We start from the raw sequence: 22909 nt of genomic DNA, 5'->3' as shown, positions 1-22909 counted from the left end.
GGCGGCCCAAACGTTCTAGCCGGGCGTTGCGGCTGATCCGGCAAGGATACCGCCGTCAATCGTGAGTTCCGTCCCGGTCACGTAGGCCGCCTCGTCCGAGGCGAGCATGACGGCCAGGGCGGCCACTTCCTCCGGCTGACCAAACCGCTGCATTGGCGTATCCGCAACAAAGGCGGCTGCGCGTGCCTCCCGGTCTGGCCCATCGCCCAGCATCGGCTCCCACATAGGGGTCATGATGGCCGCCGGGTGGATGGAGTTGCAGCGGATGGCCAGGCCCTGCCCCGCACAATAGAGCGCGACAGTCTTGGTATGGTTGCGGATCGCCGCCTTCGATGCGGCATAGGCGGCGGCCATAGGGATCCCCACCATGCCGGAACGGGAGGAGATATTGATGATCGACCCCGCACCGGTCTCTCGCATGGCTCCAATGGCATAGCGACAGCCAAGGAAGGTCCCGTCGGAATTCGTGGCATGGACCGCGCGCCAATCGGCCAGCGTGGCGTGTTCCGGGTCATGGGCGGGGGGCGGCCCGTCCTCTCCCTCAAAGCCGGTGATGCCTGCGTTGTTCACGAGAATGTCGAGCCTGGGCACCGCCTCCGCGATGGCCTGCCAATCGGCCTCGCTGGAGACATCGAGATGCAGAAAGCGCGCAGCTATATCCTGGGCCGTCGCCCGGCCAGCTTCGTCGTCTTTGTCGGTCACGATGACTTGGGCGCCTTCGGCAACGAAGGCCTTGGCGATGGCAGCACCAATCCCGCGGGCCGCCCCTGTCACGAGGGCCGTCTTACCAGTCAATCTGGGCATGGAATGTCCTTTGGAGGTCTATGGATCACGTCGAGCGGCGCGCGGGCTGCGCGTGTCGCCTGCTAAAGCGTCGGAACCGGATTACCGGTGGCTCTGATCCATCTAAAATCTCTCCTCTGGTGTGCCGAACGTGCCTGTTCAACCGCTCGAAATCAAGGCGCGCAGACAAAAAGGGCCGCCCAATCCTGGACGGCCCTCGGTGTGAAACGTGTCGTCTGACCTTAGGCGTCGGCCTTCAGCGCCTCAATCGAAATGGTCACCTCCACCTCGTCGGAGACGAAGGGCGCGAAGTTGCCCGCATCAAAGTCCGACCGCAGGAGGGTCGTGGTCGCGTCAAAGCCAAGCCAGGGCTTGTTCTGCATCGGGTGGTCGGCGGCTTGGTTGAGTTTGGCGTCCAACACGATGGATTGGGTGACCCCACCCAGGGTCAGATCGCCCGTAATCAGCGCCGTATCTTCCCCCGTGACTTCTATCGCGGTGGAGGTGAAGCTCACCAACTGATTGGCGGCGGCGTCCAAGAAGTCAGGCGACTGGAAATGCGCGTCTCGCTGTTCCCAGCCCGTGAACATCATGCTCAGCGGCATCTCGACGGAGACGGACGAGTTTTCGGGCGCGTCGGCGTCGAAGTTAATCGTCCCCTCAAAGCCCGAGAACATGCCGTAGGTCGTTGAAAAGCCCAAGTGATCATAGCTGAAGATGATTTGGCTGTGGCTGGCGTCGAGGACATAGGCCTCGGCATCGGCCAAGACGGGTGTGGCCAGCGTGAGCGCGGCGAAGGCAGCGGCAGCAGTGCGGATCATGGGAAACTCCTGTTGGGTGTGATCGGCGGCTCTTACATCCAAAGATATGAGGCGACGGCTCGCAAAGACAAAGCGTCGCAGGCACACAGACCCCGTGCGCCTGCGCACCAGGGCATCACGTTCCCGTGGGGTGCCCAGGCGATTTGCACAACACCCGGCCCCCTGGCTGGCGCAAGGTCCGTCTCGCCGGGATCAGTCGATTAGAAAATCACAAAATCATCCGCTGCCAAGGCCGTATCAGGGGTGATACGCAGCAACTCGATCCGGCTTGCGTCCTGCCCCGCCTCCAGCGGGCGATTGATGGCAAGACTGCCCGTCGCGGCGTCGTACTCCATGACGCCGGACGACAGGGCAGTCTGCACCATAGCTTCGGTAACGGACCTGGGATCAAAACTCTCGTCGGCAACCCGTGCTAAAGCTGTCCCGATAAACAGGCGATCATCCAAAGCGATCACGTCGCCAGTTCCAAAATCTTCGATGGTCGCGCCCTGCTCCGCCCTGTGGGACCCTAAGAACGCGAAGACGTCCGCGCCGTCCCCGCCGATCAGGACATCGCCCCCGTCATTGCCGCCGATCAACGTGTCGTTCCCTGCGTCGCCGCGCAGGGTGTCGGCCCCCTGCCCCCCGTTCAAAAAGTCATTCCCATCATCGCCAGATAGTTCGTCGCGACCGGACCGACCGAAAAAGCGATCGTCGGCGGTGCCGCCCTGCTCACCGAAGATGCGATCATCGCCCCGGCCCGCGATAACGGTGTCCTGGCCCCCGCCCGAAACATAAAAAAGATCCGCATCGCTGTCGGGGCTGAGCACGAACCGGTCAGCATCCTCCCCGGCGAAGACGGCAAACTCTTCCTCTGTGCGGCGCGGCAAGCGGATCTCCACATCCATCGGACCGAAGAACGGCCCTGTGAACGCATAGCTGCTGCCCCCAGACACCAGCGTTTCTGTGACCCGCAGACGCCCACCGTCGCCGCCAGACACCTGGGCACCAAGGGGCCCGTAGTTGTTCACAAACTCTGACCGCACGATTGTGACATCCGCGCTTAGAAACCGAATGCCGCCGCCGTCGTTGCCCTGGTTCTCGACAAAGCTGCTATCGGACAGTCTGACAACCGACCTCGGACTTGCGAACAGACCACCGCCGCCGGGCGTGAACCCAAACGCCGTCGTCTCGTTGTCGAAAACGCGGGACCCGGTCATGGTGAGGCGCGCAGTCTCTTCCACGAAGAGACCGCCACCGAAGAACGTCGCCGCATTGTCGAATACGTGCACGTTCGTCAGCGTCAGATCCGCCCCCTCGCGCACAAGAATGCCGCCGCCCTCGTCCGCGCGACCGCCACGCAGCGACAGGTCCGTCACACTGCCCTCATCGCTGACGTCCAGCACGCGGCTGTTGCCCTGGGCATCCACGACGATCAAAGGCGTGCCATCCGACCCAAAAGGGCCCGTCACACGCGTTCCGTCCTGGAGGCGAAGCGCACCGTCCGTCAGGTCGATCTCCCCTTCCAGATCGCTGGCAAAGACCACGTCGTCCAGCCCAGGGGTCGCATTGGCCGCGAGGATCGCTTGGCGCAGGGTGAGGCCAGGCAAGGTGGCATCTGTCGCATCGTCCAACCGCGTCACGGTAAAGTCGGCCATAAAATTCCCTAAAATACAAAAAAGCAACGGCGATGCCTCACCGTGCGCCAGCATCGGACCACCGTCAACGTCGGGTCTTGCGCGTCCCGCTCACGTCGCTATACGCCCGTCATCCCGCCGTACGACGATGCCCGCGTGGTCTCTCGTGTCCGGTTGGCGGGCCATAAGCCGGGCTATGAAACACGCGTTACAAAAACAGGAGTGACCATGCCGCTCTATGAGCATGTGATGATCGCGCGTCAGGACCTGTCCAACGCGCAAGCCGAAGGCCTTGTCGAACACTTCAGCACCGTCCTCGCGGACAACGGCGGCACCGTCGTCGATAGCGAGTACTGGGGCGTGAAGACCATGGCCTACAAGATCAACAAGAACCGCAAGGGCCACTACGCCTTCCTGCGCACCGACGCCCCGTCGGCCGCCGTGCAGGAAATGGAGCGTCTGGCCCGTCTGCACGATGACGTGATGCGCGTCCTGACCGTGAAGGTCGATGCCCACGTTGAGGGTCCGTCGATCCAGATGCAGAAACGCGACGAGCGCTCCGAGCGCCGTGAACGCCGATAAGGAGAGACAGACATGGCTGCCAAACCGTTTTTCCGTCGCCGTAAGACCGATCCGTTCGAGGGCCCCAACGCCCCCAAGATCGATTACAAGGACACCCGTCTGCTGCAGCGCTACATCAGCGAGCGCGGCAAGATCGTCCCTGCCCGTATCACCGCTGTCTCGGCCAAGAACCAGCGCAAGCTCGCCCGTGCGATCAAGCGTGCTCGGTTCCTCGCCCTGCTGCCCTACGCCGTGAAGTAAGGAGAAAGCATCATGCAACTGATCCTTCTGGAACGCGTGGCCAAGCTGGGCCAGATGGGCGACCTGGTCGACGTCAAGCCCGGCTACGCCCGCAACTTTCTGCTGCCCCAGGGCAAAGCGCTGACGGCCTCTGAGGCCAATGTCGCTGCTTTCGAAAGCCGCAAGGCACAGCTGGAAGCCGACAATCTGGAAACCAAGAAAGAGGCCGAGGCGCTGGGCGCCAAGCTGGATGGCGAACAGTTCGTCGTGATCCGCCAAGCCTCCGACGCGGGTTACCTTTACGGCTCGGTCACCACCCGTGACGCGGCCGAAGCCGCCACCGAAGGTGGGTTCACCGTCGCCCGTGGTCAGGTGGCCCTGCAAGCGCCCATCAAGGAATTGGGCCTGCACAAGGTGACCGTGAAACTGCACCCCGAAGTCGAGGTCGAAATCGAGTTGAACGTTGCTCGTTCGACCGAAGAAGCCGAGCTTCAGGCCGCTGGTAAATCGATCCAGGAACTGGCCGCGGAAGAAGAAGCCGCCGCTGAGTTCGAGATCAACGAGTTGTTCGACGACATCGGCGGCGCCGCCGATGATTTCGACGACGATGGCGGCCCCGTTGCCACGCCCGAAGGCAATGGTGCGGACGACCAGCCCAACTAAGGGTTTCTTTTTCAGTAACGAGTACACGAGGCCGCCCCCCGGGGCGGCCTTTTGCGTAGATCCTGGCGCTTCTGCCCCCCGGCATTTCGGTCCGCCAGAGCGGTCGGACCTGCGGCCAATGGCAGGTGATTCGCATGGGCCGTGCCAGAGAGATGGGACATTTCCGTGGCGACGTGACGCGAAAAATGTCGCGCGTGCAGACGCAGAATCGATTCCGAAAACGTCGCAAATTCAAATGCCGCACCTGCGAAAGCCTGCGTTCTGCATACGACGGTATTCCGCTAAATCATTTATTTTGTTTGATTTTTTCATCTTCCTCGGGTCGTGTGGCGCCCAGGAGGACAAGATCATGGACAAGGTGAATGTTGACGCTTGGGCCGGTCGGGAAGCGATTTCTGACGGTTGTGTGACCGACCACCAGGCCGCTCAAATCCACGCATTTCTGGGGGACGGTCCCGCGCCGCGTCGGGGCGATACGGTGCCCGGCCTCTGGCACTGGTGCGCCTTTCCGAATGCGGCGCCGCAAGAAATGCTTGGCCGCGATGGTCACCCCCAAGGTCAGCACCTGCTCCCACCCGTGCCGCTTCCCCGTCGCATGTGGGCCTCGGGCGCCCTGACGTTCCATCGCGCCATCCAAGTCGGGGAGCCTTTGCACCGCCGGTCCAAGGTGCGCTCGGTCGTCGAAAAGATAGGTCGGAGCGGCCCGATGGTCCTGGTGACCCTGGACCATGAGATCCATGGCAGCCGGGGCCTCGCCATCGAAGAGCGCCAGGACATCGTCTATCTGGAAATCCCGGACAGCTATCGTCCGCCTAAGGTCCAGCCCCTTCCAGCGGCCCCATCCGAACACGTGGATCCGACCGAGACGCTCCTCTTTCGGTATTCGGCGGTGACCTTCAACGCCCACCGCATTCACTACGACCGTAGCTATGCGCAGCAGGTAGAGCATTATCCCGACCTCGTGGTTCACGGTCCCCTGCAGGCCACGCTGCTGCTTCGGGCTGCCACCCGAGCCAAGGGACGGACACCACTGTTTTTCGACTATCGCAGTGTCCACCCCATGTTCGCCGGCACGCAATGTGACATCGCAATGGAGGCGGACGACGAAGGTCTGCGGTTGTGGACGGGCCAGGACGGGCATCAATGCATGCAAGCCCAGGCCGTCTGGGAAGAAACCCAATGAGCGTCCTGTCCGGTATGCGCGTCGTTGAAGGGTCCGCCTTCGTCGCCGTGCCCCTCGCTGGCATGACGCTGGCGCAGATGGGGGCCGAAGTGATCCGCTTTGATCGCATCGGCGGAGGCCTAGACGCCGGTCGATGGCCGCTCGCCCCCAATGGTCAAAGTCTGTTTTGGGCGGGGATGAACAAGGGCAAGAAGTCCATCGCCGTCGACATGAAATCGTCCGAGGGCCGTGAACTGATCACAGAGATCATCACGGCCCCCGGACCAGACGCCGGTCTATTCCTGACCAATCTGCGGGTCAGAGGTTGGATGGACTACGAGACCCTGCGCCGGCACCGCGAAGACTTGGTCATGGTCACCCTGACGGGGGACCGGCACGGGCGACCGCAGGTGGATTACACCGTGAATCCAGCGCTCGGCGTGCCCCACATGACCGGACCGGAGGACCATGCCGACCCCGTTGCCCATGCCCTTCCGGCCTGGGATCTCATCGCCGGGAATATGTGCGTTTCGGCTCTTTTGGCCGCTGAGCGACACCGCCTGCGGGGCCATGGCGGGCAAGAGGTCGAACTGGCGCTCAAGGACGTCGCCGCCGCCACGCTCGGTCATCTGGGCATGATCGCGGACGCCTCTCTCAACGCACAGGACCGGGGCAAAGCGGGCAACGCGCTCTATGGCGCCTATGGGCAGGACTTCCTCTGCGCCGATGGTCGGCGTGTGATGGTGATCGGCTTAACCCACCGGCAATGGCGGGGTCTGATCGCAGGGACGGGTCTCAGCGACGCAATGGCGGCGCTCGAAGCGCGTCTCGGCGTCTCGCTAGACCTGGAAGGGCACCGTTGGCGGCACCGCGCTGCGATTACCGAGGTCCTGGCCCCCTGGTTCGCCGCCAGACGCGTTGCGGATTTCGAGGCGGACTTCAACGCGCGCGGCCTGACCTGGTCGGAGTTCCGAACCGTGCGAGAGGCCATGGCCCAGGACCCAGACCTCACCACGGACAACCCCATGTTTGCGCAGGTCAGCCATCCCGGGGTGGGCACGTTCCTCACACCGCGACATCCCGCGACCTTCAGCGCCCAAGCCACTTGTCACCCAGGGTCCGCCCCCGTCTTAGGCGCCCATACTGAGGAAATCCTCGCAGAGGTCTTGGGCCTGCCCGGAGGGTCAATCGGTCGGCTTTTCGACAAGGGCATCGTCGAAGGCCCAGCCCCACACGCCACGCAGACAGCCGCTTAGACCGCAGATGGCTGGCGGCGCGCAATTCGCGTCGCCAGCCTCAACTGCAGCGGCGAGAGCACAGAGGGCATGGCGCGGCGGATTTTTGCGCACGCCTTGCCGTGTCTTCTCCGAACATCCAAAATCAAATCGGCAAGCATCTCGCCTCTGTTACATTTGGCTGATGAATGACGATCACTGATTTGCTTCGGAGCCAGCGCCATGACTGATTTTACCCGCCGTCGTTTTCTGTCCACCACCGCCGGGGCCGCTGGCCTTTTGGTGGTCCACCCCTTCGCCGCCAAGGCAAAGGCTGGGCAGGCCCATCTGCGCATCGCCGAGACGACGGATCTACACGTCCACGTCTGGCCCTACGACTACTACGGCGACCGCGCGGTCGACACCGTGGGCCTGGCGCGCACAGCAAGCCTGATCGAACAGGTCCGGGCCGAAGCGGGCAACAGCCTCGTCCTCGACAATGGCGACTTTCTGCAGGGCAACCCGCTGGGCGACTACATGGCCTATGAGCGCGGTCTCAAGGACGGCGACCTCCACCCGATTATCGCCGCCATGAACGCCGTGGGCTTTGACGGGGCCACCATTGGGAACCACGAGTTCAACTATGGGCTGGACTTCCTGATGAAAGCGCTGGCCCGGGCTGATTTCCCCGTGGTGTTGGCCAACGTGGCCACAGAACTCGGCACGACCCCACGCGAAGACAAGACACTCGTTCCGCCCTACGCCATTCTTGACACGCAGGTCACCGACGGCGCGGGCGAAACCCACCCGATCAAAGTAGGGATCATCGGCTTTACGCCCCCCCAAATCATGCAGTGGGACCGTCGTCATCTGGAAGGCAACGTTCAGGTCCGCGACATCCTCGCCGCCGCTGAGGCCTATGTGCCGCAAATGAAGGAAGAGGGCGCGGATATCATCGTCGCCCTATCCCACTCCGGCATTGGCGCGGCTCAGCCTGAAGAGATGATGGAGAACGCCTCCGTCCCCCTGGCCGCGATCCCGGGGATCGACGCCGTGCTGACGGGTCACCACCACCGCACCTTCCCCAGCGATGCCTATGCGGGCATTGCGGGGGTCGATGCCGAAGCGGGCACGATCCATGGCAAACCCGCCGTCATGCCGGGCTTTTGGGGCAGCCACATGGGTCTGATCGACCTGATGCTGGAAAAGGATGGCCGCAGCTGGAAGGTGACCGCCTCCACGTCTGAGGTTCGTCCCATCGCGATCCGGCAAGAGGACCGCTCCTGGCAGCCTCAAGTCGAGAGCGCGCAAACGGTGCTCGATGCGACCCAGGCCGACCATGACGCAGCCCTCGCCTATGTGCGCCGCGCCGTGGGCAAGACCGACGCGCCTTTGCATTCCTACTTTGCGCTGGTGGCCGATGACCCCTCGGTCCAGATCGTCTCCATCGCGCAGAAATGGTACGTCGAACAATTGCTTGCGGGCACCGAACACGCGGGCCTGCCGATCCTATCGGCGGCGGCCCCCTTCAAGGCCGGCGGTCGCGGCGGGCCGGAGTACTATACGGATGTGGCCGCAGGCGACGTGGCCATCCGCAACGTAGCGGACCTCTACCTCTATCCCAACACCGTGCGGGCTGTCCGCGTCACCGGCCAGCAGGTCAAAGACTGGCTCGAACGCTCCGCCGGGATGTTCAACCAGGTCGAGGCGGGCGCCACGGACGCGCCGCTCCTCAACCCGGAGTTCCCGTCCTACAACTTCGATGTCATGGACGGCGTGACCTACCAGATCGATCTCAGCCAACCCTCCCGCTTTGACCGCGATGGCGCTGTGATCAACCCAAATGCGAACCGGATCGTCGACCTCAGCTATGACGGTGCGCCCCTGGACATGGATGCCGAGTTCATAATCGCGACCAACAACTACCGCGCCTCTGGCGGCGGGTCCTTCCCCGGGGCAGACGGCTCGACCATCATCCTGGAAGCACCGGACACCAACCGCGACGTCATCGTCCGCTACATCATTGACCAAGGCACCATCAGCCCCAGCGCCGACGGCAATTGGTCCTTCAAACCCATGGAGGGGACGACTGCGATTTTTGAAACCGGCCCCGGCGGCGCGACCTATGCGGACGGTGTCCCAGGCGTCACCCTGGAAGAAGCTGGAACATCTGACGAGGGCTTCCTCCAATTCCGCATGACGCTCTAACTGCGGCGTTACGCCGGAGTATTTGCAGACCCGTGATGGAATGTGGCGCCGCGTTAAGGTTAATGCGGCGGCCTGCCCTTCGATGTTCCACAAATATGCGGGGGGCCCGCAGGGCGGGGGCGACGCCCCCTCACACCTTCACGTTTTCGCCGCCCCATAAAGGTCGCGGAGCACGGCTTTCTGGACCTTGCCCATGGTATTGCGCGGAAGGGCGTCGATCACCTCATACCGGGATGGATGTTTGAACCGTGCCAGCGCCGTCCCCACCGCCTCGGCAATCGCCTGCCGATCAAGCGTTGCCCCGGCCTCCGGCACCAAAACAGCCAGGGGCGTTTCCCCGAAATCTGGGTGCGGGACGCCGATGACGGCGGACTCCAAAACGCCCGGCTGGGCGTCCAAAACCTGTTCCAACTCTTTTGGGTAGATGTTGAACCCGCCCGATATGATCAGGTCCTTGGCCCGCCCGACGATCGTCACATAGCCATCATCCGACCATGTGCCCAAATCGCCGGTGATGAACCATCCGTCCGGGCGCAACTCTTCGGCGGTTTTCTCTGGCATGTTCCAATATCCCTGGAAGACATTTGGTCCGCGCACTTCGATCATGCCCGTCTCGCCAGGCGAAACCTCCGCCCCGTCCGCCAGGATACGGACCTCGACGCCGGGCAAAGGCAGCCCCACCGTGCCCGGACGCCGATCCCCCTCATAAGGGTTCGACGTGGTCATATTCGTCTCGGTCATCCCGTAGCGTTCTAGGATCCGGTGTCCCGTGCGCGCGGTAAAGGCCCGATGGGTGTCCGCGAGCATGGGGGCGGAGCCGGACGTGAACAGGCGCATATGGGCAACCCGGTCACCCGTGAAACGGTCGTCATCCAGGAGGCGCGTGTAGAACGTGGGCACCCCCATCATGGTGGTGGCCTGGGGCAGCCCCGTCAGAACGTCCTCCAAGTCGAATTTCGGCAGGAACAGCATGGCCCCACCCGTCAGCAAGACGACGTTGGTGGCCACGAACAGCCCGTGCGTGTGAAAGATCGGCAGCGCATGCAGCAGGACGTCCTCCGCCGTAAACCGCCAGGCCTCGGCCAAGGTCTTCGCGTTCGACAACAGGTTGTCCTGGGTCAGCATCGCCCCCTTGGACCGCCCCGTCGTGCCGGAGGTATAGAGGAACGCCGCCAAATCCTCACCCCGCCTCGGCACGGTTTCAAAGGTCTCACTGGCTGCCTCTGCCAGATCGGCCAATGTTCCATCGCCGCCCGCACCCAGCGTGGCCAGCTGCGCCCCGGCCTGGTCCGCCACCGGTTGCAGAGCCTCCACCTTGGCCGGATCGCACACGAATACTCGCGCCCCTGAATCCTCGACGAAGTAGGCAACCTCTGCCGCTGTGTAAGCCGTATTCAGTGGCAGGAAGACGGCCCCCAGCCGCGCGCAAGCCGCGTAGAGGACGAGCGCGTCGGGCGATTTCTCTATCTGCGCAGCAACCCGGTCGCCAGGTGTCACGCCGAGGCCTTTCAATGCATGGGCAAACCGTGCGGAGCGGGCGACGAAGGCGCGATAGCTTAGGGTCTGGGCCGAGGACGTGATCAGAAACGGCGCGTCGTTTTCCGCATGGCGCCCAAACAGGCCATCAAAGAGAGGGTTGGACATGGAGCCTCCTGCGCACCCAATGGGTTGGCCACGTTGTGCGGCAGCCGATGCCAGAGGTAAAGGCGCCGCCTCACCGCAGGGTGAGATGACATCGGCGCCAAGCCTCCTACCTGATGGATACGTTTGCCACAGACGGAGCCTGCCCGATGCGCACCCCGCTTTTCTGCGCCCTAGTGGTCGCCACGACCTTGCCCCTGCCCGTAACCGCTCAGTCTTTCGAATGGGGCAGACGGAATACGGACTTTCCGCCCGCCTTCCCGGAACAGTTCCGCGCGCCCCTGATCGAGACGGCCCCTGCCCTGGCTGCGGAACCGTTGGCGACTGGGCTGGAGCACCCTTGGGGCATTGCCACGCTGCCCAGTGGTGGCTGGCTGGTGACCGAACGGCCGGGACGGCTGCGCCATTTGGCGCCGGACGGTACGCTGTCGGCCCCTATCGCTGGCGTGCCGGAGGTCGTGGCCGCCCGCCAAGGGGGTCTGCTGGACGTGGCCCTGGCGCCTGATTTCGCAGATAGCCGCGTGATCTACGTCACCTACGCAAAGCCCATCGGAAACCAAAGCGCCACAGCGGCGGCGCGCATGGTCCTAGCCAACGACATGACCTCCGTCAGCGCCGTGACGGACATCTTCGTGCAAGATCCCCCGTCTCCTACCCCCATGCATTTCGGAAGTCGGATTGTCTTTCTACCCGATGGTACGGTGGCAATCACGACCGGTGAGCATTCCTCCAGATCCGAACGGGTCTTTGCCCAAGACCTCGACAAAACCTACGGCAAAGTCATCCGCGTCACGGATCAGGGCGCCGTGCCCGAGGACAATCCCTTTCTTGGCGACGCGGAAGCTGTGGACACGATCTGGTCCTATGGTCACCGCAACATTCAGGGCGCCACGGTCGGCCCGGACGGGACCCTATGGACCATCGAACACGGGCCGCGCGGGGGCGATGAACTCAACCGGCCAGAAGCGGGGTTGAACTATGGCTGGCCCGTCATCTCCTATGGGGAGAACTACAACGGAACCGCAATCAGTCAGCGTGCGGCGGCCCCGGGCATGGAACAGCCGGTCTACTTCTGGGACCCGGTGATCGCGCCAGGCGGTATGGCGTTCCACTCGGGCGAGACCTTCGGCGACTGGAACGGCGACCTGCTGATTGGATCGCTCAACCCTGGCGGGGTTGTGCGCCTGTCCTTGCGCGACGGTCTCGTGGTCGAGGAGGAACGGATGCTGATGGACCTCGGTCGTATCCGGGACGTCGAGGTGCAACCAGACGGCAGCTTTCTCGTCCTGACAGACTTTTCCGATGGCGGCGTCTGGCGCATTTCACCGGATGAGTGACGCTGAATAAGAGGCCCCGCGCGGATGCAAAATCCGCAAGCAACCCGACCCGATACGCAAAGCGCCCCAGCATGACACCGGGGCGCTTCGTTTCGAATACTCGCCGCGTCCCTATTCGGCAGCATCCAAAGGCTTCGAAGGCTTAGGCGGTGCGTCGCTCTCCACGGCGGCTTCCGTCACCTTGCCGTCCAGATCCAAGCCCCCAAGGCCCTTTTCCATGGACAGACCCAACTCTTCGCCCAGCTTCTTGAGCGCAGGCATCTGAACCGCCATGCCAAGGATTGAGTCCATCGCTTGATTGACCACAGGCTTGCCATCCGCCGACGTCGCGGTGGCGCCGGGATTGCCCTGGCCCAAGCCACCGACCTGGTGAATGCGGATCGAGTCGATTTTCTCCGCCGGTTTCACCATCTGTTCGACAATGCCGGGCATCGCTTCGAGGCGCGCGATCTGCAGCTTCATTTCGATCAGGGCATCGGACAAGGCGTTTTCGGCGGCGACGATCTTTTCGCGACCTTCGGCTTCGGCCAACATATCTGCCCGCTTGGCTTCCGCACGGGAGACGACGGCATCCGCCTCGGCCCGGGCCTCTTCACGCAGCGCATCGGCGGCCCCGCGCGCGGCCTCGCGGCGGGCTTCGGCCCGATCCTCAGCGGCCTCTTTCTCGGCAGTGGCGGCCAGTTTGACGCGGACCGCTTCGCGCTCGGCCTCCCGCTGCGCTTCGATAATGGCGATCCGCTTTTGGCGTTCCGCCTGTTCTGTCGCACGCGCCGTTTCAATCTGTTCGCGGGCCTTCTCCGCCTCGGCCCGTGCCGCATCCGCCGAGGCCCTGGCGCGGCTCTCTTCTTCGGACTTCTGGTTCACGGTGATCTGCCGCTCTTGCTCCGCCACTTCCAAGGCCCGGTCCCGGTCAATCTCAGCGGCGCGGATGGCCTGTTCCCGCACAACCCGCGCGGCTTCCTTTTCGCGCATGGAGTCTTCGCGACGCCGCGCCAATTCGGCCTCCTGGGCGGCCTCCAATGTTTGCAACTCCTGCACCTGAGCGATTTGGGCGGCCTTCTCGTCGCGCTCGATCTCAAGGCTCCGCTTGGCGGCCTCCAAGGCCGATTGCTTGACCGAAACTTCGGCTTCGGCGTCAATCTTGGCGCGGTCCTTTTTGGACGTCGCGATCACCTCGGCCAGCTTGCGCATACCCACCGCGTTGAAGGCGTTGTTCTCATCCAAGGCCTCGAACGGCGTTTGGTCCAGCGCGGTCAGCGATACCGATTCCAACCCCAGACCGTTCTTCAGCAAGTCCTCGGTCACGGCGTTCTGAACCTCCTGAACAAAGTCCGAGCGGTTCTCGTGCAGCTCATCCATTGTCATCTGGGCGGCCACGGCGCGCAGACCGTCGATCAGCTTGCCCTCGATCATGTCGCGCAACTGATCCACATAGAACGTCCGGTCGCCCAGGGTTTGCGCCGCGCGGCTAATGCCCTCTTCGGTTGGTGCGACGGAGACATAGAACTCCACGCCCACATCCACACGCATCCGGTCTTTGGTGATCAATGCCCCTTCGCCCGTCCGGCTGACCTCCAGACGCAGGGTCTTCATGTTGACCTTGGCGATCTCGTGGAACAACGGCAGCACGATGCAGCCGCCGTCGACCACGACCAGTTTGCCACCGGCACCGGTGCGCACAAGGCTCACCTCTCGGCTCGTCCGACGGTAGAGCCGCGCGATGACCAGACCGATAACGATGAGGCCAAGAAGAACAGCAACAGCCGGTATGAGAATGGTTTCCATATAATCTCTCCCTTAATCGAGGGCTACGACCCGCAACTCACCCGCGCGACGGTCCCAAATGGTTAGAACGGTTTGTCCCCGTTTGATGTGATCTTCATCGCGAAACGGCTCCGCCCGGATATAGTGAGTGTTGCCAAAGCGATCCGTCACGCGGATTTCCGTCGGACGCCCGCGGCGCGCGGTCCCTTGCGTAACCACGCCCCGGCGTCGCGCCAATTGCCGCACGGACTGAACCGAGGTTTCGACCTGCGGCAGCAGCCGAACAAACACGCCGGACAGGCCCCGCGCCGTGCCAAGCCCAGCGGCACCGGCCAAGGGCACCGCAAGCACAAGGGGCAAAGGACCGAGCGTTTGCACCAACAGCCCCGTGGCGCCAAACCCCATCAAAGCCGCGACGAACCAGATCAGAAAGGGCACACGCCCCAAACCGGTCAGGCCGAGGGGCACGGGCGCAGTGGCCTCAACATCAGGCACCTCAAGACTGGCAACATCCAGGGCGCCCGCGTCCAGCGCTTCGATCTCGGGCAACTCCAGGTCCGGGATGTCCAGGCCGATCTCCGGCCCGTCCATGTCCGTCACCAGGGATCCCCCGAAAACCAGCGCGACCAGTTCCAGCGCCAAAAGGCCGAACAAAATGACCAGCGCCACCGAAAATGGCGCGAAGTCCAACGAAAACAGATCTGTAATCATGCCCAATACATGAGAAGCCGATGCCCGTCCGGGGAGGTCTGAGCCTGTAAAATGCCCGTGCTATGGCCTTTGGGCAACAAACGCGGACCGGGCTTACCTCGGTTCCCCATAGAAAAGGGCGCCCGAACAGGCGCCCCCTTTAGATCAACCTTTGGCTGACCTCACATGTCTTCGAGCTTCTCGATCTCCGCCTGAAGCTCTTCCTTGGTGATCGGCTTGTCGGTCACTTCGGCCTTTTCCAGGATGACGTCGATCACCTTGTCCTCGAACAGAGGCGCGCGCAGCTGCTGCTGAGCTTGCTGGTTCTGCTGGATGAACTGGAAGAACTCCCGCTCTTGGCCCGGGTACTGGCGCGCTTGGTTCATGATCGCCTGGGTCATCTCGGCGTCGGTCACCTCGACCTCTTCCTTTTGGCCCAGTTCGGCCAGCAAAAGGCCCAGGCGGACGCGGCGGGTGGCCAGCGTCGTGTGTTCGTCCGTCGGCGTGATCTCGGGGTGGTCGTGGCCTTTGACGTCGGGGTTTTCCTCGTGCCACAACTGGTGTGCGATCTGCTGGGCCTCGGCATCGACCAAGCTGGGCGGCAGATCGAAAGAGACCAACTCATCCAGTTGATCCAACAGCTGCCGCTTGATGATCTGACGGGCGGCACCCTGGTACTCGGCGCCCAAACGGTCGGTGATCTGGGTCTTCAGCGCATCCAGGCTTTCGGCCCCGAATTGCTTGGCCATCTCATCGTCGATCTGGGCGGCGGCGGGGGCCTTCACCTCTTTGATCTTGCACTCGAATACGGCGGCCTTACCGGCCAAGTGCTCGGCCTGGTATTCCTCCGGGAAGGAGACCTCGACGTTCTTCTCGTCACCGGCGGACGTGCCGACCAATTGCTCTTCGAACCCGGGGATGAAGCTGTTGGAGCCCAGGACCAGCGGGTAATCCTCGGCTGCGCCGCCCTCGAAGGCTTCGCCGTCGACTTTACCCAAGAAATCGATGACCACCTGGTCACCGTCCTCGGCTGCACCGTCCTTCGCCGCGAAGGTTTGGGCGTTCTTCGCCAGGCTCTCCAGCGCCTCGGTGATATCCGCTTCGGCGGGCTCAACCGTCGGGCGCTCGATCTTCACGCCGGAGAAGTCTACGTCCGGGACAGTGGGCAGCGCTTCGTAGGACATGGCGACTTCGATATCGTCGCCCTCTTTCCAGTCCTCATTGGTCATCTCGACCTTGGGCTGCAACGCGGGGCGATCGCCCGAGTCCTCAAAGTGCTTGGACATGGCGCCGTCGATAGCCTCTTGCATCGCTTCGCCCATCAAGCGCTGACCAAACTGCTTCTTGAGAAGCGCCATCGGCACCTTGCCCTTACGGAAGCCCTTCATCTCGACTTCGGGCTGGGCCTCGGCCAGCTTCTCGTTGACTTTGGCGTCCAGCTCGGCGGCGGGGACCGTGATGGTATAGCCGCGCTTGAGGCCGTCGTTCAGGGTCTCGGTCACCTGCATCTGTCTTGTCCTTCGTCGTGTGCCGGGACCCAGCAGAGGATCCCATATGCAAAAATCCCGCCGGAAATCGGCGGGTGTTCAGTCGGCGTCTGTCTAGGGAGGGGGCCGAGGCGGTGCAAGCGGATTCAAGCATCTCTGCGGGTCAAGGCCGCATTGGTCGAGAGCGCGACGCAGAAGGGGGAGACTCACGGGCCTTTCGGACAGAGCACGGGGCTGCGATGGACCAGATCAATAATGGGAATGCGCTTTGCCCTTGCGCGGGCGACCGTCGGCAATCGGCTCATGCCATGGAGACCCCTGGACAGCAAGCTCCGGCGTCTCTCCACATCAGTCCTACAGGGTGCGGCCGCACAAGGCCGCGCTGCATCCGTTAGTAGATGTACCGGATTTGATCTGCCCAATACCGCTCGACGCGCCGCAGTGTACTTACGATCTCGATCAGGCCCGAGTCCGACAAGACGCCCGTGTGTCGAATGCCATCGGCATGTCGCGCAAACAGGCTTTCGACCGCATCGCGCACCACCCGCCCCTTCTCCGTCAGGCGCACACGGACAGCGCGGCGGTCAATCTCACACCGCTGGTGGTGCATGTACCCCATTTCGACCAGCTTCTTGAGATTATAGCTGACGTTGGAGCCCTGATAGTATCCGCGGGTTTTCAATTCCCCTGCGGTGACCTCGTTGTCGCCGATGTTAAACAGCAGCAGGCCCTGCACCGCGTTGATCTCAAGAATGTTGAGCCGCTCGAACTCGTCCTTGATGACGTCGAGCAAGAGACGGTGCAATCGCTCCACAAGCGTTAAGGCATCAAGGTAGCCAGACATGAAATCCGGCATTTGGCGCGGCTGAAACTTTTCAAGGCGGCTCATGGGCGGCGTCCTGGGTCATTAGCTCTCGGTTGAGACGCTTTTGACCCGAAAATCCGAATATATCGTTAAGGTCCGACGACCTTTACACAATATCCAGTCCCAGACGCGGTGCCGCCTAACGGGCCACGGCTGCGCGGCGCGACAGTTCTGCCATGAGGGGCGCGAAGCGCGGCGGTGCTTCCGATTGCCCCGTCACCCACTGGAAGAGATCGTGGTCGTTCTCGCCCAGAACGGCCTCAAACAGGGCCAATTGCTCCTCATCCATGGTCGCCAGCTCGCTGTCGGCATAGCCGCCCAAGATCAGGTCCATTTCCTTGATGCCGCGCCGCCAGGCGCGAATAGCCAGCCGCTTACGCCGCGCGTCAGTTGGGTCGATCATCACATGCTCTCCAATCGCGCCCGCAGGCGTCCTTCCAGTATGCCGAGGCGGTCGCTCAACTCCGTCGTTGCCCGTCGCAGCGCTTCGACCTCCGCCAAGAGATCGCCATCGGCGTCTTCCACCGGATCGACAGACCCGGCGCCCTGCCCCGTCAGCAACCACACCAATGACACGTTCAAAATCCCGCAGAGAATGGACAGACGGTTGGCCCGCGGCTCCGACTGGTCCCCTTCCCACGCGCGGAGCGTCTTGACTTTCACACCCAGGCGCCGCGCCAACTCGGGCTGCCCCAGACCCGCCGCCTCGCGCGCGCCGGTCAATCGATCACCGAAGGTTGTCGCCGCCGGATCATACCAATCGGTGCTGTCGAGATCCTCCGCCATGCGGTCCCCTCCTTGCTTGCAGGTCGCAGGCAACTTAGGACGGGGCGACCGCCGCTGCAAACCGGAGACGACCCAATGGCCTTCCTGTCCGACACCCTTGCCCGCGTCAAACCGTCGCCAACCATCGCGGTGACCAACAAGGCGCGCGAGTTGAAGGCCGAAGGACGCGATGTCATCGGCCTCGGCGCGGGGGAGCCTGACTTCGACACGCCCGAGAACATCAAAGAGGCCGGCGCCCGTGCCATTGCCGAGGGCAAGACCAAGTACACAGCCGTCGACGGCATCCCCGAGTTGAAGCAAGCCATCTGTGCCAAGTTCAAGCGCGACAACGGGCTGGACTACACGCCCGCCCAGGTCACCGTCTCGGGTGGCGGCAAGCAAGTCCTCTACAATGCCTTCGTGGCCACCCTGAACCCTGGTGATGAGGTCATCATCCCGGCCCCCTATTGGGTCAGCTACCCCGACATGGTCCTGCTGGCAGGTGGAGAGCCTGTGACCGTCGAAGCCGGGATCGAAACCAACTTCAAAATGACGCCCGAGGCCCTCGAAGCGGCCATCACGCCCAAGACCAAGTGGCTGATCTTCAACTCGCCGTCCAACCCAACAGGCGCGGCCTATTCGGCGGATGAACTGAAGGGCCTCACGGACGTCCTGCTGCGCCATCCCCATGTCTGGATCCTGACCGACGACATGTATGAGCACCTGGTGTTCGACAACTTCGTCTTTGCCACACCTGCTCAGGTAGAGCCGGAACTCTACGACCGGACCCTGACGATGAACGGTGTCTCCAAGGCCTACTCCATGACCGGCTGGCGCATCGGATATGCAGCGGGGCCCGAACACCTCATCGCGGCCATGCGCAAGGTGCAGTCACAGTCCACGTCAAACCCGTGCTCCATCTCCCAATGGGCCGCGGTCGAAGCCCTGGAGGGCACACAGAACTTCATTCGCCCCAACCAAGCGCTGTTCAAAGGGCGGCGTGACTTGGTCGTCGAAGGGCTGAACGCTTGCCCCGGCATCACCTGCCCCACGCCCGAGGGAGCCTTTTACGTCTACCCATCGGTCGCGGGCTGCATCGGTAAAACCTCCAAGGGCGGGGCGGAGATCACCGACGACGAAGCTTTCGCCTCCGCGCTGCTGGAGGAAGAGGGCGTCGCCGTCGTCTTCGGTGCCGCCTTCGGCCTGTCGCCCCACTTCCGGGTATCCTATGCGACATCGGACGAAGCGTTGACCGAGGCCTGTGCCCGCATCAAGCGGTTCTGCGAGGGCCTGTCTTGAGGCGCGCGGCGCAGACCTCCCAGCGTGCCCCGGCACCGGGGGGCTGCGCTGCCGCCACGTCCTATGTTGCAACACACCACGCGCGGCGGATTTCGGAAGAGGTTTCGGGCGCGAAAACTGCCACTGTCCGTAAGGGCATCGTCCTGCGTATGGCGCCTTCCAGGTCGGCCTATGTTGACCCCACAGTGGCCAACGACAACCGCTTAACCTCCTGCCCGCGAAAACCGGTCATGGCACCGGGCAGGCGCGCGCACGTGCCAAATATCCATCTGGGCACTCCGTCGCGCCTCCTCACAGCAACGGTTCTCGCACTGTCCCTGGCCTCCCCGGTCGCCGCCCAATCTCGCGACGAAAGCATCGACGCCTTTGTCGAAGGCAATGTCCTGGGCATTTTCTACCACGAGATGGGCCATGCCCTGATCCATATCGAAGAGATCCCGATCTTCGGCCAGGAAGAGGATGCCGCCGACGTCTTCTCGGTCGTCTTGACCGAAGCCCTGTGGGAGCCGGACTACGCCTTGCAACTGGCCTATGACCACGCCCTGGGCTTCGATGCCGAGGCACAGGACCGCGCTGACGATGGCGACGACGTGGCGTGGTGGGACGTCCACGGCCCCGATGAGCAACGGTTCTACAACACCGTTTGCCTCTACTACGGGGCCGACCCCGACAATCGCACCACCTATGCGGACGACATGGGCCTGCCTGCTGAACGGGCAGAGTACTGCCCAGAAGAATTCGATCAGGCGTGGGAGGCCTGGGGGGGCGTGCTCGACACCGTGATGGACCGGGGTCCGGGGGGCAGTCTGCGCTACGAAGGCCCAAGCGACGGGCTGGCGGGAACAGTCCTGTCGGACGAGGTCGCCGCGCTCAACGACATGCTGACCCTCTCGGACAGTCTGACCGTGCGCCTCACGGCCTGTGGCGAGGCCAACGCGTTCTACGATCCAGTTGATCGCACGGTGACCTTCTGCACCGAGTTTGAGGACCACCTGCGCGCCCAGGGCGAAGCGATCATCGAATGACCCGCAGGATACACCCGACGCCAGCCCATGGGGCCTGCCCGTCATGAGCGCGGCCCTGCCCCCCTATTTCTTCCGGGTCAAAGACAACGGCGCGCTCGTCTTCCGGGTCGACACGGCCAATCGCCAGCGACGCCTCACCCTGGAGCAGATCGCGACCGTCAATGTAAACAACGGCCAAGTCAAACCACAGGGCGACCGCACCCTGACGTCCGACGACGAGGCCGCCATCGCCCGTTGGATGGAGAAACGCCGCGCCGACCTTGCCCGCCGGACGCTCGACGACATCCAGCGCGCGGTCGATCACCTCAACTTAACGGCCCATTGGGCGCAATCCCGCGCGACGGACGAAGACCTGGACGCCGTCACCAATGACCTGCTGCTGGCGATGCACGACCTGCGTGAGGTCCTTGTGCGCAAACGAGCGGACCGTCTGCGCGCTGAGTGACCGACATCCGCCGACACGTCACAGGGCGCTGCACCAACTCCCATCACAAGTCGGCGCTGCTCCCTCGAACACGAGCCGTCGATCCGCAACATTATCGGAGCCAACCCCAACAAACCGGAAAGGGACGTCGCGGCCACATCTCGCCATCCCCGCGGGACAAACAAATCAACGCCAGATAGGCAGCCGTCCACCGGACCGTTCATCTCCCATTAAGGTTAACGCGCCCTCCTTCGATGTTCCAAAAAATATGCTGACACCCCAGCAAACCCCAAGATCATCGCCGAGTCTGGCCGAACCACCACCCGAACCCGTCCCGCCCACAGGTACCCGCAGCGAAGGCCACAAACCCAACCGCTGAGACCACCCTGCCGGGGTGACAAGCCAAGCCTCCTCCCCTAGGTCTGCACGGCAGACGGGAGGGGCCCATGAAGATCGTCACATGGAACATCAACGGTATCAAAGCCCGGTATCAAACGGTGCACGACTGGCTCCGCGCCGAGGACGCCCCGGACGTGGCCGTCCTTCAAGAGATCAAGTCGACCGATGACGCCTTTCCGCGCGATATTGTGGATGGCACCGGCTACACGCTCCATACCCACGGGCAAAAGGGCTTCAACGGCGTCGCGCTCCTGTCAAAACGCCCGCTTGAGGATGTGACCATCGGTCTTCCGGGCGATGCGGACGACGAACAGGCCCGCTACATCGAGGGCACGGTCATCGGCGACACCGGGTCGGTGCGCGTGTGCGGGTTGTACCTTCCGAACGGCAACCCCGCGCCAGGCCCGAAGTACGACTACAAACTTGCCTGGATGGCCCGGCTGGAGGCCCGGGCCCGCGCTCTCTTGGCCGAGGAAACGCCCTTCCTTTTGACCGGGGACTTTAACGTCATCCCCGATGCGCGCGACGCCAAGCGGCCCGAGGCATGGACCAAAGACGCCCTGGGGTTGCCCCAGACCCGAGCGGCCTTTCGACGTCTGCTGACCCTCGGCTTGACCGAGGCCTTTCGCACCCGGACAGCCGCACCGGGGCACTACAGCTTTTGGGACTATCAGGCGGGTGCTTGGGACCGGAACGACGGCATTCGGATCGACCATTTCCTGCTGTCTCCGGCCATTGCGGACTGCATGACCGATTGCTCGATCCAGGCCGACATGCGCGGGCGGGAAAAGCCCTCGGACCACGTGCCCGTCTGGCTGACACTCGATCTGTGACGCCCCCGCCCAGGGCCTGGACACCGCCCGTGGACGGCGGCACGGTCCTGCGGACTTCCAACTGAGGACACCACCATGCGCAGCATTCCCTTGGGCCGCGACGACACCATTTCCGAGATCATGCTGGGCACCATGACCTTCGGCACGCAGACATCTGAGGCCGACGCCCACACGCAAATAGATATGGCAGTCGATGCCGGCGTGACCTGGCTGGATACGGCTGAGATGTACCCCGTGAACCCCGTCCGAGCCGAGACGGTCGGCTTGACCGAGCAGATCATTGGCCGCTGGGTCGCCCAAGGAAACGCCGGGCGGATCCGCATTGCCACCAAGCATTCCGGCGAAGGCGCCCATGCCCGCGATGGCGCCCCCATCACCGCCGAGACCATCCCCCAGGCCATCGAAGGCAGCCTCAAACGCCTGCAGTCGGAGACCATCGACCTCTACCAATTCCATTGGCCAAACCGGGGCAGCTTTCAATTCCGGCAGTATTGGGACTACGCGCCGCGCGGGGACCGGGCCGAAGTGCTCGACAACATGGCCGCCTGCCTGGAGGCTCTGGAGCAAGAAGTGAAACGGGGGACGATCCGGGCCTTTGGGCTGTCTAACGAATCCACTTGGGGCATGGACCATTGGCTGCGGCTCTCCGAGGCTGGCCACGGCCCCAGGGCGGTCGCCATCCAGAATGAGTATTCCCTCATGTGCCGGATCGCCGACACCGACCTGACAGAGATGATGTGCCACGAACAGGTGACGATGCTCGCCTTTTCGCCGCTGGCCACGGGGATCCTAACGGGCAAGTATCTGAACGGCGCCGTGCCGGAGGGGTCGCGCAAATCCCTCAACGACGGTCTGGGCGGTCGTTGGTCTGACCGCGTCGATCCGGCGGTGACCGCGTATTTGGATATCGCGACGCGCCATGGGTTGGACCCGGTGCATATGTCCCTGGCATGGCTGCAAAGCCGCCCCTTTGCCTGTTCCGCCATTCTGGGTGCAACCACCGTTGCGCAGTTGGAGCATGGGTTGAAGGCGCAGGACATGACGCTCTCGGACGAGGTCTTGGCCGAAATCGCAGGCGCCCACAAAGCGCACCCGATGCCGTACTAAGCGCG

General features: G+C 63.3%; 22 protein-coding genes. 12 read left to right on the top strand and 10 right to left on the bottom strand.

Going from position 1 to position 22909, the window contains the following annotated elements; all coding sequences use genetic code 11:
- Positions 1 to 15 precede the first annotated feature (15 nt).
- The 3 genes from K5R33_RS17660 to K5R33_RS17650 form a co-directional block, all read right to left on the bottom strand.
- Positions 16 to 804 (bottom strand): SDR family oxidoreductase, encoded by a 789-nt coding sequence (locus K5R33_RS17660; protein WP_220750405.1) that lies wholly within the window; start codon positions 802 to 804, stop codon positions 16 to 18.
- A gap of 221 nt (positions 805 to 1025) precedes the next feature.
- Positions 1026 to 1604 carry a YceI family protein gene (locus K5R33_RS17655; protein ID WP_220750404.1) on the bottom strand — a complete coding sequence of 193 codons (579 nt, stop codon included), beginning with the start codon at positions 1602 to 1604 and terminating at the stop codon, positions 1026 to 1028.
- A 200-nt stretch (positions 1605 to 1804) separates the two neighbouring features.
- A complete protein-coding gene (locus K5R33_RS17650) occupies positions 1805 to 3241 on the bottom strand; it encodes a right-handed parallel beta-helix repeat-containing protein (protein WP_255576503.1) in 1437 nt (478 codons plus the stop codon).
- Positions 3242 to 3448: 207 nt separating this feature from the next.
- On the opposite strand from K5R33_RS17650, the gene rpsF reads away from it, so the two are divergent.
- The 6 genes from rpsF to K5R33_RS17620 all read left to right on the top strand — a co-directional run bounded on the left by rpsF (position 3449) and on the right by K5R33_RS17620 (position 9268).
- Positions 3449 to 3802, top strand: a complete 354-nt coding sequence (gene rpsF, locus K5R33_RS17645) for a 30S ribosomal protein S6 (protein WP_220750403.1) — start codon at positions 3449 to 3451, stop codon at positions 3800 to 3802.
- Between the two features lie 12 nt (positions 3803 to 3814).
- Positions 3815 to 4042 carry a 30S ribosomal protein S18 gene (gene rpsR / locus K5R33_RS17640; protein ID WP_220750402.1) on the top strand — a complete coding sequence of 76 codons (228 nt, stop codon included), beginning with the start codon at positions 3815 to 3817 and terminating at the stop codon, positions 4040 to 4042.
- 12 nt (positions 4043 to 4054) lie between these two features.
- Entirely contained in the window at positions 4055 to 4684 is a 630-nt protein-coding gene (rplI, locus tag K5R33_RS17635) for a 50S ribosomal protein L9 (protein WP_220750401.1), read from the top strand.
- Positions 4685 to 5033: 349 nt separating this feature from the next.
- On the top strand, positions 5034 to 5867 hold the full coding sequence (locus tag K5R33_RS17630) for an HTD2 family dehydratase (RefSeq protein ID WP_220750400.1): 834 nt from the start codon (positions 5034 to 5036) through the stop codon (positions 5865 to 5867).
- Positions 5864 to 7102, top strand: a complete 1239-nt coding sequence (locus K5R33_RS17625) for a CoA transferase (protein ID WP_255576502.1) — start codon at positions 5864 to 5866, stop codon at positions 7100 to 7102. Before K5R33_RS17630 ends, K5R33_RS17625 begins: the two co-directional genes overlap by 4 nt.
- Positions 7103 to 7303: 201 nt before the next feature.
- Positions 7304 to 9268, top strand: a complete 1965-nt coding sequence (locus K5R33_RS17620; RefSeq protein WP_220750399.1) for a bifunctional 2',3'-cyclic-nucleotide 2'-phosphodiesterase/3'-nucleotidase — start codon at positions 7304 to 7306, stop codon at positions 9266 to 9268.
- A 138-nt stretch (positions 9269 to 9406) separates the two neighbouring features.
- On the opposite strand, the gene K5R33_RS17615 is transcribed toward K5R33_RS17620, so the two are convergent.
- Positions 9407 to 10912, bottom strand: a complete 1506-nt coding sequence (locus K5R33_RS17615; protein WP_220750398.1) for a malonate--CoA ligase — start codon at positions 10910 to 10912, stop codon at positions 9407 to 9409.
- Positions 10913 to 11058: 146 nt separating this feature from the next.
- On the opposite strand from K5R33_RS17615, the gene K5R33_RS17610 reads away from it, so the two are divergent.
- On the top strand, positions 11059 to 12246 hold the full coding sequence (locus tag K5R33_RS17610; protein ID WP_220750397.1) for a PQQ-dependent sugar dehydrogenase: 1188 nt from the start codon (positions 11059 to 11061) through the stop codon (positions 12244 to 12246).
- 111 nt (positions 12247 to 12357) lie between these two features.
- Here the strand turns inward: K5R33_RS17610 and K5R33_RS17605 are convergent, their stop codons facing one another.
- The 6 genes from K5R33_RS17605 to K5R33_RS17580 form a co-directional block, all read right to left on the bottom strand.
- Entirely contained in the window at positions 12358 to 14031 is a 1674-nt protein-coding gene (locus tag K5R33_RS17605) for a flotillin family protein (protein WP_220750396.1), read from the bottom strand.
- A 12-nt stretch (positions 14032 to 14043) separates the two neighbouring features.
- A complete protein-coding gene (locus K5R33_RS17600) occupies positions 14044 to 14721 on the bottom strand; it encodes an OB-fold-containig protein (protein WP_220750395.1) in 678 nt (225 codons plus the stop codon).
- 161 nt (positions 14722 to 14882) lie between these two features.
- A complete protein-coding gene (tig, locus tag K5R33_RS17595; protein ID WP_220750394.1) occupies positions 14883 to 16208 on the bottom strand; it encodes a trigger factor in 1326 nt (441 codons plus the stop codon).
- A gap of 370 nt (positions 16209 to 16578) precedes the next feature.
- Complete coding sequence (locus K5R33_RS17590) at positions 16579 to 17076, bottom strand: MarR family winged helix-turn-helix transcriptional regulator (protein ID WP_220750393.1); 498 nt, start codon at positions 17074 to 17076, stop codon at positions 16579 to 16581.
- 115 nt (positions 17077 to 17191) lie between these two features.
- Positions 17192 to 17455, bottom strand: a complete 264-nt coding sequence (locus K5R33_RS17585; RefSeq protein WP_220750392.1) for a succinate dehydrogenase assembly factor 2 — start codon at positions 17453 to 17455, stop codon at positions 17192 to 17194.
- Positions 17455 to 17838, bottom strand: a complete 384-nt coding sequence (locus K5R33_RS17580; protein WP_220750391.1) for a helix-turn-helix domain-containing protein — start codon at positions 17836 to 17838, stop codon at positions 17455 to 17457. The genes K5R33_RS17585 and K5R33_RS17580 overlap by 1 nt, the downstream gene beginning before the upstream one ends.
- A 75-nt stretch (positions 17839 to 17913) precedes the next feature.
- Between K5R33_RS17580 and K5R33_RS17575 the strand changes: the two genes are divergently transcribed.
- The 5 genes from K5R33_RS17575 (at position 17914) to K5R33_RS17555 (ending at position 22904) form a co-directional block, all read left to right on the top strand.
- Positions 17914 to 19116: a pyridoxal phosphate-dependent aminotransferase gene (locus K5R33_RS17575; RefSeq protein WP_220750390.1), complete on the top strand. Its 1203-nt coding sequence runs from the start codon at positions 17914 to 17916 to the stop codon at positions 19114 to 19116.
- Between the two features lie 254 nt (positions 19117 to 19370).
- Positions 19371 to 20141 (top strand): DUF4344 domain-containing metallopeptidase, encoded by a 771-nt coding sequence (locus K5R33_RS17570; protein WP_220750389.1) that lies wholly within the window; start codon positions 19371 to 19373, stop codon positions 20139 to 20141.
- A 43-nt stretch (positions 20142 to 20184) separates the two neighbouring features.
- Positions 20185 to 20586, top strand: a complete 402-nt coding sequence (locus tag K5R33_RS17565; protein WP_220750388.1) for a hypothetical protein — start codon at positions 20185 to 20187, stop codon at positions 20584 to 20586.
- 425 nt (positions 20587 to 21011) lie between these two features.
- Positions 21012 to 21797 carry an exodeoxyribonuclease III gene (gene xth / locus K5R33_RS17560; protein WP_220750387.1) on the top strand — a complete coding sequence of 262 codons (786 nt, stop codon included), beginning with the start codon at positions 21012 to 21014 and terminating at the stop codon, positions 21795 to 21797.
- A 75-nt stretch (positions 21798 to 21872) separates the two neighbouring features.
- Positions 21873 to 22904 carry an aldo/keto reductase gene (locus K5R33_RS17555; protein ID WP_220750386.1) on the top strand — a complete coding sequence of 344 codons (1032 nt, stop codon included), beginning with the start codon at positions 21873 to 21875 and terminating at the stop codon, positions 22902 to 22904.
- Positions 22905 to 22909 lie beyond the last annotated feature (5 nt).

Source organism: Jannaschia pagri (assembly GCF_019655435.1).
Classification (GTDB): domain Bacteria; phylum Pseudomonadota; class Alphaproteobacteria; order Rhodobacterales; family Rhodobacteraceae; genus Jannaschia; species Jannaschia pagri.
Note: the sequence above shows the minus strand (reverse complement) of the source record. Positions and strands in the feature narration are given on the sequence as shown.